General features: G+C 65.5%; 11 protein-coding genes. 10 read left to right on the plus strand and 1 reads right to left on the minus strand.

All coding sequences use genetic code 11. From position 1 onward, the window contains the following. Positions 1–6: 6 nt before the first annotated feature. The gene (locus ASG20_RS16065) at positions 7–1203 is read right to left on the minus strand and encodes an efflux RND transporter periplasmic adaptor subunit (RefSeq protein WP_082471053.1); all 1197 of its coding nucleotides are present in this window, start codon (positions 1201–1203) and stop codon (positions 7–9) included. A 512-nt stretch (positions 1204–1715) separates the two neighbouring features. Here ASG20_RS16065 and rpiA point away from each other — a divergent pair. From rpiA to ASG20_RS16115, 10 genes are all read left to right on the plus strand, one after another. Then, on the plus strand, positions 1716–2396 hold the full coding sequence (rpiA, locus tag ASG20_RS16070; RefSeq protein ID WP_056055151.1) for a ribose-5-phosphate isomerase RpiA: 681 nt from the start codon (positions 1716–1718) through the stop codon (positions 2394–2396). Between the two features lie 69 nt (positions 2397–2465). After that, positions 2466–4556, plus strand: coding sequence for a transketolase (gene tkt / locus ASG20_RS16075; protein WP_056055153.1), 2091 nt, complete (start codon positions 2466–2468; stop codon positions 4554–4556). After that, positions 4556–5680, plus strand: coding sequence for a transaldolase (tal, locus tag ASG20_RS16080; RefSeq protein ID WP_056055156.1), 1125 nt, complete (start codon positions 4556–4558; stop codon positions 5678–5680). Before tkt ends, tal begins: the two co-directional genes overlap by 1 nt. A 136-nt stretch (positions 5681–5816) precedes the next feature. Then, positions 5817–6800 carry a phosphogluconate dehydrogenase (NAD(+)-dependent, decarboxylating) gene (gene gnd / locus ASG20_RS16085; protein ID WP_056055160.1) on the plus strand — a complete coding sequence of 328 codons (984 nt, stop codon included), beginning with the start codon at positions 5817–5819 and terminating at the stop codon, positions 6798–6800. A gap of 8 nt (positions 6801–6808) precedes the next feature. After that, positions 6809–7621: an HAD family hydrolase gene (locus ASG20_RS16090; RefSeq protein ID WP_201780738.1), complete on the plus strand. Its 813-nt coding sequence runs from the start codon at positions 6809–6811 to the stop codon at positions 7619–7621. Continuing rightward, entirely contained in the window at positions 7618–8361 is a 744-nt protein-coding gene (locus ASG20_RS16095; protein ID WP_056055166.1) for an HAD-IIB family hydrolase, read from the plus strand. Before ASG20_RS16090 ends, ASG20_RS16095 begins: the two co-directional genes overlap by 4 nt. Before the next feature lie 4 nt (positions 8362–8365). Beyond that, on the plus strand, positions 8366–8833 hold the full coding sequence (locus tag ASG20_RS16100; RefSeq protein ID WP_056055169.1) for a GreA/GreB family elongation factor: 468 nt from the start codon (positions 8366–8368) through the stop codon (positions 8831–8833). Next, positions 8833–9015 carry a hypothetical protein gene (locus tag ASG20_RS16105; RefSeq protein ID WP_055881387.1) on the plus strand — a complete coding sequence of 61 codons (183 nt, stop codon included), beginning with the start codon at positions 8833–8835 and terminating at the stop codon, positions 9013–9015. Before ASG20_RS16100 ends, ASG20_RS16105 begins: the two co-directional genes overlap by 1 nt. A gap of 459 nt (positions 9016–9474) precedes the next feature. Continuing rightward, positions 9475–10647, plus strand: coding sequence for an NAD(P)/FAD-dependent oxidoreductase (locus ASG20_RS16110; RefSeq protein ID WP_269083218.1), 1173 nt, complete (start codon positions 9475–9477; stop codon positions 10645–10647). A gap of 56 nt (positions 10648–10703) precedes the next feature. Continuing rightward, on the plus strand, positions 10704–12473 hold the full coding sequence (locus ASG20_RS16115; RefSeq protein ID WP_056055171.1) for a DEAD/DEAH box helicase: 1770 nt from the start codon (positions 10704–10706) through the stop codon (positions 12471–12473). Positions 12474–12623: the final 150 nt, after the last annotated feature.

Raw genomic sequence — 12623 nt, forward strand, 5'->3', positions numbered from 1 at the left:
AAGGGCTTAGCCGGCCTTTTTCTGGCTGGAGTCGCCACCGGAGGACCCGTCATCAGAGGTGCCCTTGGGCGCTTCGATCTTTTGCGCGGTGTTTTCCGGCACCGGCTTCACGCCCTGGTTCGGCGCGATCTTCGACAGGCCTTGCGTGATGATCCGATCGCCGGGGTTGAGCCCACTGGTCACAACCCAGAACGCGCCCTGCGTGCGGTCTGCCTTGATCTTCTTCTGTACCGCCTTGTTGTTCGCATCGACGACGTAGACCGTCGCATTGCCCTTCGCATCGCGCGAGACGCCCGCCTGCGGCACGAGGAACGCGCGCTGGTTGATCGCCTGCGCGAACTTGGCCTGGACGAACATGCCCGGGAGCAGCAGCCCCTGCGGATTGGGGAAGCGCGCGCGCAGCGTCACGGTGCCGGTCTCGGTATTGACCAGCGCTTCGGCGAACTCGACGCTGCCGGTCGCGCCATATTCGCTGCCGTCCTCAAGCGTCAGGCGGACTTCGGCGCGGGTCGCGACGATGCCGTTCTGGCCGAGCGAGCGGCGCAGCGCGAGCAGGTCGCCGGACGACTGCTGGATGTCGACGAACATCGGATCGAGTCGCTGGATCTGCGCGAGCGGATCGGCCTGCGTCGCCGAGACGAGCGCGCCGACGGTGAACAGCGAGCGGCCGATGCGCCCGGTGATCGGTGCGGGGACGGTGGTGAACTTGAGGTTGATCTGCGCGGTCTCGAGCGCGGCGCGGGTCTGCGCGACCGAGGCTGTCGCCTGGCGCGAGGTGGCGACCGCGTTGGTGTAATCCTGCTTGCTGATCGCTTCCATCTCGGCGAGCGGCTTGTAACGCTGCGCGAGGATGGTCTGTGCCTGCTGGTTGGCGCGCGCGCTCTGGAGGTTGGCCTGCGCCTCGTTGGCGGCGGCGCGGTAGAGGCGCGGGTCGATCTCGTAGAGCGGCTGGCCCTTCTTGACGAGCGTGCCCTCGGTGAAGAAGCGGCGGCGGATGATGCCGGTGACCTGGGGGCGGACGTCCGAGCTTTCGAACGCAGTGGTGCGGCCGCTGAGTTCGGTGGTCATCGCGACGCTGGTCGGCTGGACGACGACATAACCGACGGTCGGTGTGCCCTGGCCCGGTTGGCCGCCGCGGCCGGCCTTGCCTTGCGCCTTGTCGTCGCCGCCGGAGCAGGCCGCGAGTGCCAGTGCGGGCACCAGCAGAATGGCGCACCGCCGCGCAGAAAATCGTGTGGCTATCAAGTTTGGTAATCCGCGATCATGTGTTGGCCGGGCTAAACCACGAGGATGTACCAGAAGTATGTCAGTTGAAAAGCAGGGGTGAGAAATAGGGAAGAAAGAGTAACCTGTTTGATTGTGTGGGGGGTGAAGCGCTCGGCAAACCAAGAAGATTCTTTCCCCGCGAAGGCGGGGACCCAGACTGGACTCCCGCCTTCGCGGGAGAACAAGGAAGAGTGCGCTCCCGCAACCACACGGACTACCATGCAGCCACCGTACGTGCCCTGAGCCACGGTGCCACCCCGGCGGAGGCCGGGGCCCAATTGGAGAGGTCGTGGTAACGAGGGACTGCGCTTCGTTAGCGACGTTCCCCAATTGGGCCCCGGCCTTCGCCGGGGTGGTGCTTTGTGTGCGAGTCCTCCAAACCAAATTGTCGCGAGGGCGTTGAGCAGTGGTTGCCGGAACGAGCCCGGCATGACGGATGGGGTGGGCTGATGGCTTCGATCGACGATGACAAGAAGACCGCCGCCGTTGCTGCAGTGGCGGAAGTTCGGGACGGGATGCTGGTTGGACTCGGGACTGGCTCGACCGCGGCGTTCGCAATCCAGGCGCTCGGCGAGCGGGTCGCCCAAGGGTTGCAGATCCGCGCGGTCGTGACATCGGACGCTTCCGGCAAACTCGCCCGCGAGCTCGGCATCGAGATCCTCGACTTCGCCGCCATCGCCCAGGTCGACCTCACGATCGACGGCGCGGACGAGATCGACTCGCGCTGTTTCGCGATCAAAGGCGCAGGCGGCGCGATGTTGCGGGAGAAGATCGTCGCCGCAAGCTCGGCACGGATGGTCGTGATCGCCGACGGCTCCAAGCGCGTCGACCGGATCGGCGCCGCCAAGCTGCCGGTCGAGGTGCTCCCCTTCGCCAGCGCCTACGTCATGCGCGTTCTCACCGACATCGGCGCTGCGCCTGTCATCCGCGACAACTACCGGACGGACCAAGGCAATCTCGTCGTCGACTGCCACTTCGCGACCCTCGAAGACCCCCGCGCAATCGCCGCCACTCTCGCCGCGATCCCCGGTATTCTCGGCCACGGGCTGTTCCTCGACGAGGTCGATGCCGCGTATATTGCTACGAACGGCGTCGTTACGCGACTGGAACGGACGGGTGCATCCGACTAAAGGCATCCTATGTTGGCAACCAGATCGGATGCGCGGCGTTCGGTCACCGTCTAGAGCGAGGCTTCTTCCATGACCGATACCGCAACCGCCGCCCCCAAGGCGGACCCCATGCTGCACGAGGACGGCTCCCCCGAGCGTCTGGCGATCGATACCATCCGCACGCTGTCGATGGACGCGGTGCAGAAGGCCAATTCGGGCCATCCCGGCACGCCGATGGCGCTCGCGCCGGTCGGCTACACGCTCTGGTCGAAGTTCCTGCGCTACGATCCCAAGCACGCCGACTGGCCCAACCGCGACCGCTTCGTGCTGTCGGTCGGCCATGCGTCGATGCTGCTCTATTCGCTGATCCACCTCGCCAAGATCGAAGAGATCGACGCCGAGGGTAACAAGACCGGCAAGGAGGCCGTCAGCCTCGCCGACATCGAGCAGTTCCGCCAGCTGTCGTCGAAAACCCCCGGTCACCCGGAATATCGTCACACCACCGGCGTCGAGACCACGACGGGTCCGCTCGGCCAGGGTTGCGGCAATTCGGTCGGCATGGCGATCGCCGAGCGCTGGCTCGCGGCGCGCTACAACAGGGACGGCTTCACGCTGTTCGACCATGACGTCTACACGATCTGTGGCGACGGCGACATGATGGAGGGCGTCTCGGCCGAGGCGGCGAGCCTCGCCGGCCACCTCAAGCTCAGCAACCTGTGCTGGATCTACGACAGCAACCACATCTCGATCGAGGGCGCGACCGATCTCGCATTCGACGAGGATGTCGGCCTGCGCTTCGACGCCTATGGCTGGAACGTCATCCACATCGACGACGCGAACGACACTGCTGCGCTGAGCCGCGCGATCGAGACGTTCAAGGCGACCACCGACAAGCCGACCTTCATCGTCGTGCATTCGGTGATCGGTTACGGCAGCCCCAAGGCGGGTAGCGAGAAGGCGCACGGTGAGCCGCTCGGCGAGGAGAATATCCGCCTCACCAAGCAGGCGTATGGCTGGCCCGAGGACAAGTCGTTCTACGTGCCGGACGGCGTGATCGAGCATTTTAACGGTGCCATCGCCGAGCGTGGCGCCAAGCTGCGCGACGAATGGGTCGCGCTGACCGACAAGTATCGCGGTGCCTATCCAGAGCTTTCCGCGGAACTCGATCTGCTGCTCAAGGACGAGCTGCCCGAGGGCTGGGATGCCGACATCCCGACCTTCGAGGCGGACGCCAAGGGAGTCGCCAGCCGTGATTCGGGCGGCAAGGTGCTCAACGCGATCGCGGCGAAGGTGCCGTGGCTGATCGGTGGTTCGGCCGATCTCGCGCCGTCGACCAAGACCGACATCAAGGGCCAGCCCTCGTTCGAGGCGGAGAATTACGCCGGCCGGAACTTCCATTTCGGCATCCGCGAACACGGCATGGGCGCGATCGTCAACGGCATGGCGCTGTCGCACCTGCGCTCCTACGGCTCCACCTTCCTGGTGTTCGCCGACTATATGCGCGCGCCGGTGCGCCTGTCGGCGATCATGGAGGTCGGCGCGATCTGGGTGTTCACGCACGATTCGATCGGCGTCGGCGAGGACGGCCCGACGCATCAGCCGATCGAGCATCTTGCCACGCTGCGCGCGATTCCCGGCCTCGACACGATCCGTCCGAGCGACGCGAACGAAGTCGTCGCGGCATGGAAGGCGGTCCTGAAGGACGCCAGCACGCCCGCCGCGCTGATCATGTCGCGCCAGGCTTTGCCGACGCTCGACCGGACCAAGTACGCAAGCGCCGATGGGCTCGAAAAGGGCGGCTATGTCCTCGCGGATAGCGACGGCACGCCCGACGTGATCCTGATCGCGACCGGCAGCGAAGTGTCGCTGGTCGTCGAGGCGCACGAGAAGCTGACCGCGGACGGTGTGAAGAGCCGGGTCGTGTCGATGCCGAGCTGGTATCGCTACGAACTGCAGGATGCCGCGTACAAGGAAAGCGTGCTGCCGCGCGAAGTGCGGGCGCGCGTTGCGGTCGAGATGGCCGGGTCGATCGGTTGGGACCGCTATGTCGGGCTCGACGGCGCGACCGTGACGATGTCGACGTTCGGGGCTTCGGCACCGCTCGCCAAGCTGCAGGACAAGTTCGGGTTCACCGTCGACAATGTCGTCAAGGTCGCCCGCCAAGTGATGGAGACCAAGTGATGGGTGCGCTCAACGATCTCGAAGGCTTCGGCCAGGCGGTATGGCTCGATTTCGTCGACCGGAAGTTCCTGGAGGCCGGTGGTCTCCAGAAGCTCGTCGACGAGGACGGACTGACCGGCGTCACGTCGAACCCGTCGATCTTCGAAAAGGCGATGGGTCACGGCGATGCCTATGACTCGACGCTGGCCGAATACGACAAGCAGCATGCCGGCGCGGCGACGATCGACCGTTACGAGCATCTGGCCATTCAGGACATCAAGGCGGCGGCAGAGACGCTGAAGCCGGTCTACGACAAGCTCGACGCCAAGGACGGCTATGTCAGCCTCGAGGTGTCGCCGTATATCTCGGACGATACCGACGCGACGATCGCCGAGGCGAAGAAGCTTTGGGCTGCGGTCGACCGGCCGAACCTGATGATCAAGATCCCGGGTACGCTTGCGGGCGGTCCGGCGATCTCGTCGACGATCGCTAGCGGCATCAACGTCAACGTCACGCTGCTGTTCGCGCTCGACGCGTATATCCGCGTTGCCGAGGCCTATGCCGCAGGGCTTGAGGAGCGCGTCAAGCAGGGGCAGCCGATCGACAAGATCGCCAGCGTCGCCAGCTTCTTCGTGAGCCGGATCGACTCGTCGATCGACAAGGAGATCGATGCACGCCTCGAGAAGGGCGATGCCGAGGCCGAGGCGCTCAAGGCGGTGCGCGGCAAGGTCGCGATCGCCAACGCGAAGATGGCGTATCAATGGTATCTCGACTTCCTGAAGTCGGATCGCTGGCAGGCGCTTGCCGCCAAGGGCGCGCAGCCGCAGCGTCTGCTGTGGGCGTCGACCGGGGTGAAGGATCCGAGCTATCCCGACACGCTCTACATCGACACGCTGATCGGCAAGGATACGGTCAACACGATGCCGCCAAAGACGATGGACGCGTTCCGCGACCACGGCACCGCGGCGGAGACGATCACGCAGGACGTCGAGGGTGCGAAGCATATTCTGGCGGAAGCCGAGCGGCTTGGGCTCGACCTCGACGGCGTGACCGGCAAGCTGGTCGAAGAGGGCGTCGCGTCGTTCGTCAAGGCGTTCGACGACCTGCTCGGCTCGATTGCCAAGAAGCAGCCCGCGACGGCGTAAGTCTACGTCATGCCGGGCTTGTTCCGGCATCCACGTTCCGCGAATCCGACAGGTTCGATTTCGCGGAACGATGGACCCCGGAACAAGTCCGGGGTGACGGGATTTGGCGTTGCACCCCCTACACAAGGAATTCCCCATGAAGATCGGACTGATCGGCCTCGGCCGGATGGGCGGCAACATCGCGCGCCGGTTGATGAAGAACGGCCACGAAGTCGTCGCGTTCGACCGCGATGCCGAAGCCGTGAAGAAGCTCGCCGCGGACGGTGCGATCGGTGCGGACTCGCTCGACGACATGCGCGAGAAGCTCGACACGCCGGCAATCTGGTGGGTCATGGTCCCGGCCGGCGAGCCGACCGAGAGCACCGTCCAGGCGATCGCCGCGAAGTCGAACTCGGGCGATATCATCATCGACGGCGGCAACAGCTTCTACAAGGACGACGTCCGCCGCGCGAAGGAACTGGCCGAGAAGGGCATCCACTATGTCGACGTCGGCACGTCGGGCGGCGTGTGGGGCCTCGAGCGCGGCTATTGCATGATGATCGGCGGCGACAAGGAAACGGTCGACCTGCTCGATCCGATCTTCGAGACGCTCGCGCCGGGCATGGGAACGATCGTCCGCACGCCGGGCCGCGTCGAGGGTCAGGCCGATCCGCGCGCCGAGAAGGGCTATATCCACGCTGGCCCCTCGGGCGCCGGGCACTTCGTGAAGATGGTCCATAACGGCATCGAGTACGGCCTGATGCAGGCCTATGCCGAGGGCTTCGACATCCTCAAGGGGAAGTCGGGCGAGCATGTCGTCGAGGAGGAGCGCTTCGACATCAACCTGACCGACGTCGCCGAAGTCTGGCGTCGCGGCAGCGTGATCTCGTCATGGCTGCTCGACCTGTCGGCGATCGCGCTGGCGAAGGACGGCACGCTCGAAGGGTTCAGCGGCAGCGTCGCGGACTCGGGCGAGGGGCAGTGGACGATCGATGCGGCGATGGAGGAGAAGGTGCCCGCCAACGTGCTGAGCGCGGCGCTGTATGCGCGCTATCGCAGCCGCGTGGACCACACGTTCGGCGACAAGCTATTGTCGGCGATGCGCTATGGCTTTGGCGGTCACGTCGAGATGCCGCAGTGAGCGGTGGCATGAGCGATATCAAGCTCCTCGTCTCCGATGTCGACGGCACGCTCGTCGACAAGGAGAAGAAGGTCACGCCCGCAACCGTCGACGCGGTCAAGCGGCTGAAGGCGGCGGGCCTCGGCTTCACGATCATCAGCGCGCGGCCGCGCTCGGGGATGATGCCGATCGCGGACTTGCTCGGCATCGACGAGCCGATGGGCGCGTTCAACGGCGGCATCGTGTTCAAGCGCGACGGCACCGTGATCGAGCACCACATGATCGACGTTGACGTCGTCCGCGGCGCGATGGAGATCATCGGCGATGCGCCGGTCGATACGTGGTTCTTCGCGGACGACGTCTGGTACGCCAGCACCGACCAGGGCGGCCATGTCGGCAGCGAGAAGAAGGCCTCCGCGCAGGATCCGGTGATCGTCTCCGACTTCACCGAGCTGCTCGCCAAGGCGGACAAGGTGACGTTCGTCAGCGATGACGAGGACCTGTTGCGCGACCTGCACGCGAAGGTCGCCGCGAAGTTCGATACCAAGGCGACGATCGTCCAGTCGCAGACCTATTATCTCGATATCACGCCGGTGGCCGGCAACAAGGGTAGCGGGATCGAGGAACTGGCGGACGCGTTCGGCATCAGCTTGACGCAGACCGCGGCGATCGGCGATCAGGCTAACGACATTGCGATGCTCAAGCGCGCCAAGCTGGCGATTGCGATGGGCAACGCGCCGCAGACTGTACGCGACGTCGCGCACGAGATCACCAGCGCGAACGATGCCGACGGCGTCGCGCACGCGATCGACACGTTTATCCTTACTGGAGTTTCCGCATGAAAGACCTCGTTGCCTTCGACCTTGATGGAACGCTGGCCGAGAGCAAGCAGCCCTTGCAGGAGCCGATGGGCGAGGCGTTGGCGAACCTGCTCGACGTCGCGCATGTCGCGGTGATCTCGGGTGGCGACTGGCCGCAGTTCGAAAAGCAGGTCGCGTCGCGCCTGCCCGAGCGCGCGGACCGCACCAAGCTGTGGCTGATGCCGACGACCGGCACCAAGCTGTACCGGTTCGATGGCGAATGGCGCGCGGTGTATGCCGAGCTGTTCGAGGACGACGAGAAGCAGAAGATCCTCAAGGCGTTCGACGAGTCGCTTGAGGCGACCGGCTTCGTGCCGGAGAAGACCTGGGGCGAGCGGATCGAGGATCGTGGCAGTCAGATCACGTTCTCTGCCTTGGGCCAGGAAGCACCGATCGATGCCAAGCACAGCTGGGATCCGGACTTCGCCAAGCGCAAGGTGATCCAGGCGGATCTGCAGAAGCGCCTGCCGGGGCTGTCGATCAACATGGGCGGCGCGACTTCGATCGACATCACGCGTGAGGGTGTCGACAAGGCTTACGGGCTGAAGAAGCTCAACGAGGCGAGCGGCATCGCGCTCGACAAGATGATGTTCATCGGCGACGCGATCTTCCCGGGTGGGAACGATTATCCGGCAGAGCAGCTTGGGCTGGACGTCGTGAAGGTGAAGAACGTCGACGGCACGCTGGCGGCGATCGCCGGGATCGTTGCGTGCCTGAAGTGATGGCATGAGCGTCGCGTTTCGTCGCGAGAGTGACGAGGAACATCTCGAACCCAAGTTCGAACAGCCGATCGCGCCGGGGCCTAATCTGGTCACGGCGCGTGGGCTGCGGTTGCTCGGCGAGCGCGTGACCGAGATCGAGGCTGCGGTTGCGGCGGAGACGGACGAGGAGGCGCGCAAGCTGCTGTTGCGCGACCTGCGCTATTGGCACACGCGCCAGACGACCGCCGAACTCGCGCCTTCGCCGGAGGATGATGAAGTCGGAATCGGTTCGCGCGTCCGTGTTCGGATGAACGGGGCGGAGCGGGTTATCGCGATCGTCGGTGGCGACGAGGCCGAGCCTGGCGAGGATCGGCTGGCATTCTCGGCACCGCTGGCGCGTGCGCTGATGGGCACGGCGGTTGGCGAGACGGTCGCGTTTGCGGACAAGCCGGACGCGATCGAGGTGCTGGCGATCGATAAGGATGATGGCTGATGGCTGAAGCGAAATTCGAGCGGCATCGGCAGGCGTGGACGCAGGACGAGATCCAGAAGCTGCATACGCTGGCGAAGAAGGGCATGGCGTTGAAGGCGATCGCCAAGGCGCTGACGCGGAGCGAGGAATCGGTGAAGGTGCGGGCGAAGGAAGATTCGCTGAATATCGCCAAGCTGCGGTGAGGTGACGAAGAGCCCTCTTCCTCCGGGGAGAGGGTTGGGTGAGGGGCTGTTCTTGGCGGTGCATTGCTTGGCTGCCCCTCACCCCGACCCTCTCCCCGGAGGGGAGAGGGAGTAGAAAGGCCCGCAGCAACCTTCGCCATATCGTCGGAAAATTCGGCCCCCAATGGCACCACCCCGGCGAAGGCCGGGGCCCAATTGGAAAGGTCGTGGTAACGGCGCGTGACGTGCGTCATTTCCATCTCCCAATTGGGCCCCGGCCTTCGCCGGGGTGGTTCTGGTGTTGGACGCGGTGTGGCCAACAGTTATGCGGGGCACTCCCTATGTGGCACACCCCGAACACGCTACAGCGACCACCCCTTCTTGTTCTCCCGCGAAGGCGGGAGCCCAGTCTGGGTCCCCGCCTTCGCGGGGAAACACTCTTAATTGGCGGCTGCTGACCGAAGCAGCACGGAGCTACACTTGTCCGACTACGACGCGATCATCCTCGGCGCAGGCGCAGCCGGCCTCATGTGCGCCGCCGTCGCCGGGCAGCGTGGGCGGAAGATCCTGCTCGTCGATCACGCCGACCAGGCGGGCAAGAAGATCCTGATCTCCGGCGGAGGACGGTGCAATTTCACCAACGTCCACACCGCCGCCGACCGCTACATCTCCGCCAACCCGCATTTCGCCAAGTCCGCGCTCGGCCGCTATACCGCGCAGGATTTTCTCGCGCTCGTCGAATCCTACGGCATCGCGTGGCACGAGAAGACGCTCGGCCAACTCTTCTGCGACGGCTCCGCAAAGCAGATCGTGGAAATGCTGCTCGACGAATGCGACAAGGGCCGCGTCGACCTGTCGCTCGGGCGGGCAGTCACAAGCGTCGAGCATGCGGACGGCCAATACCGCGTGTCGCTCGACGGCCGCACCGTCACCGCACCCGCGCTGGTGATCGCCACCGGGGGGCCGTCCATCCCGAAGATGGGCGCGACCGGGTTCGCATATGACCTCGCCCGCCAGTTCGGCCTGAAGGTCGTCGAGCCACGCCCCGCACTCGTCCCACTGACGCTCGGCGGCGACGAGACGCTGTTCCGAGAATTGTCCGGAGTCGCCGCCGAAGTCGTCGCGACCGCCGGCAAGACCGCGTTCCGCGAAGCCGCGCTGTTCACGCACCGTGGCCTGTCCGGCCCCGCGATCCTCCAAGTGTCGTCCTATTGGCGCAACGGTCAGCCTGTCGGGATCGATTTTCTCCCCGACCGCGAGTCCGGCTGGCTGCCCGCCGCCAAGCGTACCACGCCGCGCGCGACTCTCCGAAAACTGCTCGGCAACACGCTCCCGGACCGACTCGCGGAGACTTTGAGCGAGCGTTTGGGCATGACGAACGAGATTTCCACGCTCACCGACCGCAAGCTCCAGGACGCCGAACGTGCGCTAAGCCATTGGCAATTCACGCCAAACGGCTCCGAAGGCTATGCCAAGGCCGAGGTCACCGCGGGCGGAATCAGCACCGCGGAACTCTCTTCGCAAACAATGCAAGCCAAACGCGTACCAATGCTGTATGCAGTCGGCGAAGCGGTCGATGTCACAGGGTGGCTCGGCGGCTACAACTTCCAATGGGCATGGGCGAGCGGGTGGGCCGCGGGTCAAGTCCTGTAGGGACCACCACGCCAGTGCCTTGCCGTTGCGTAAGCCGGCCACCAATTAGGACGTACATGCCTTTTACAAATATTCCGTCGCTTCTTTCCGAGGCGCTCGAAGCGCGCGGCTATACCGCGCTCACCCCCGTCCAGGCTCATGTGATCGAGGACAATGCGATCGGTCGGGATCTCGTCGTGTCGGCGCAGACCGGCTCGGGCAAGACCGTGGCGTTCGGCCTGGCGATGGCTGGCGAGCTGCTCGGTGAAGCCGGCGAGGACGGCGTCCAGCGCCTGCCCGCGCCGCACAAGCCGCTCGTGCTCTGCATCGCGCCGACTCGCGAGCTCGCGCTCCAGGTCAGCCGCGAGCTGATGTGGCTCTATGCCAAGGCCGGTGCGCGCATTTCGACCTGCGTCGGCGGCATGGACGCCTCCAAGGAGCGTCGTTCGCTCGCGCACGGTGCGCATATCGTCGTCGGCACGCCGGGCCGTCTGCGCGATCACCTTGAGCGTGGCGCGCTCGACCTGTCAGCCCTCAAGGTCGCTGTGCTCGACGAAGCCGACGAGATGCTCGACATGGGTTTCCGCGAAGACCTCGAGCAGATTCTCGACGCGTCGCCTGAAGCGCGTCGCACTTTGCTGTTCTCGGCGACGATGCCGCGGCCGATCGTCGCGCTCGCCAAGCGCTATCAGAAGGACGCGCTGCGGATCTCTACCGTCGGCGAGGATCGCGGTCATGGCGATATCTCGTACCAGGCCGTCACGGTCTCGCCGTCCGAGATCGAGCATGCGGTGATCAACCTGCTGCGCTTCCACGAGGCGGAGACGGCGATGCTGTTCTGCGCCACGCGCGACAATGTGCGTCACCTGCATGCGAGCCTCGTCGAGCGTGGCTTTGCCGCCGTCGCGCTGTCGGGCGAGCATTCGCAGAACGAGCGTAACGCGGCGCTTCAGGCTCTGCGCGATCGTCGTGCGCGCGTCTGCGTCGCGACCGACGTTGCGGCTCGCGGTATCGATCTGCCCACGCTGAGCCTCGTCGTTCACGTCGAACTGCCGCGCGATGCCGAGACGCTCCAGCATCGCTCGGGTCGTACCGGTCGTGCGGGCAAGAAGGGCACCGCCGTCCTGATCGTGCCGTTCCCGCGTCGCCGTCGCGTCGAGATGATGCTCCGTGGTGCGAAGATCAACGCGGAGTGGGTCAACGCCCCGACCGCGGAGGACATCCGCAAGAACGATCACGAGCGCTTGATCGGCATGCTGTTGCAGCCGGTCGAGGTCGAGGAGGAGGATCGCGCACTCGCCGTCCGCCTGATGGCCGAGAAGACGCCGGAGGATATCGCCGCCGCGCTGGTGCACATGCACCGCGCGACGATGCCGCAGGCCGAGGATCTGATCGACCAGAGCAAGCAGCCGACGCAGGACGAGCGTTCGCAGGGGCCGCGCGCGGGCTTCGAGGACACCGTCTGGTTCCGCATGGACATCGGTCGTCGCCAGAATGCCGATCCGCGCTGGATCCTGCCGCTGATCTGCCGTCGCGGGCATATCACCAAGTCCGAGATCGGGGCGATCCGGATTGGGCCGAACGAGACCGCGTTCGAGATTCCGCGTGCGGTTGCGTCGCGGTTCTCGGCGGCGATCCAGCGTACGGCGCAGGCTGGCGAGGAAGAGAGCGGCGTGGCGATCGAGGCGATGCAGGGTGCGCCCGAGAGCGGCGCTCGGCATGACGGCGGCGGCGGTGGTCGCAGCAATGCGAGCGGTCCGCGCTCGACGCTGCACCGTGCGGCCCCGCGTGGCGGCCCGGCTCCTGCTCGGAAACCCCCGTACCGCGGTAATCGCGAGCGGAGCTGAGGACCTCGGCGCGTGCTTCCCACTAGGGGAGAGCGCGTCGCCCTCCAGAACTCCGTCATCCTGACGAAAGTCAGGATCCAGAGTAACGAACGCCGCCCTGCTTGATCCTGGATCCTGACTTTCGTCAGGATGACGGGAATGAGTGGGGCG

Origin of the sequence: Sphingomonas sp. Leaf198, from assembly GCF_001424005.1 — a bacterium.
In the GTDB taxonomy this organism is placed as follows: domain Bacteria; phylum Pseudomonadota; class Alphaproteobacteria; order Sphingomonadales; family Sphingomonadaceae; genus Sphingomonas.

Coding starts and splice junctions, on each gene's coding strand:
- rpiA (WP_056055151.1), top strand. CDS start 1,716: ATGGCTTCGATCGACGATGACAAGAAGACCGCCGCCGTTGCTGCAGTG.
- ASG20_RS16115 (WP_056055171.1), top strand. CDS start 10,704: ATGCCTTTTACAAATATTCCGTCGCTTCTTTCCGAGGCGCTCGAAGCG.
- tal (WP_056055156.1), top strand. CDS start 4,556: ATGGGTGCGCTCAACGATCTCGAAGGCTTCGGCCAGGCGGTATGGCTC.
- tkt (WP_056055153.1), top strand. CDS start 2,466: ATGACCGATACCGCAACCGCCGCCCCCAAGGCGGACCCCATGCTGCAC.
- ASG20_RS16100 (WP_056055169.1), top strand. CDS start 8,366: ATGAGCGTCGCGTTTCGTCGCGAGAGTGACGAGGAACATCTCGAACCC.
- ASG20_RS16095 (WP_056055166.1), top strand. CDS start 7,618: ATGAAAGACCTCGTTGCCTTCGACCTTGATGGAACGCTGGCCGAGAGC.
- ASG20_RS16090 (WP_201780738.1), top strand. CDS start 6,809: ATGAGCGATATCAAGCTCCTCGTCTCCGATGTCGACGGCACGCTCGTC.
- ASG20_RS16105 (WP_055881387.1), top strand. CDS start 8,833: ATGGCTGAAGCGAAATTCGAGCGGCATCGGCAGGCGTGGACGCAGGAC.
- gnd (WP_056055160.1), top strand. CDS start 5,817: ATGAAGATCGGACTGATCGGCCTCGGCCGGATGGGCGGCAACATCGCG.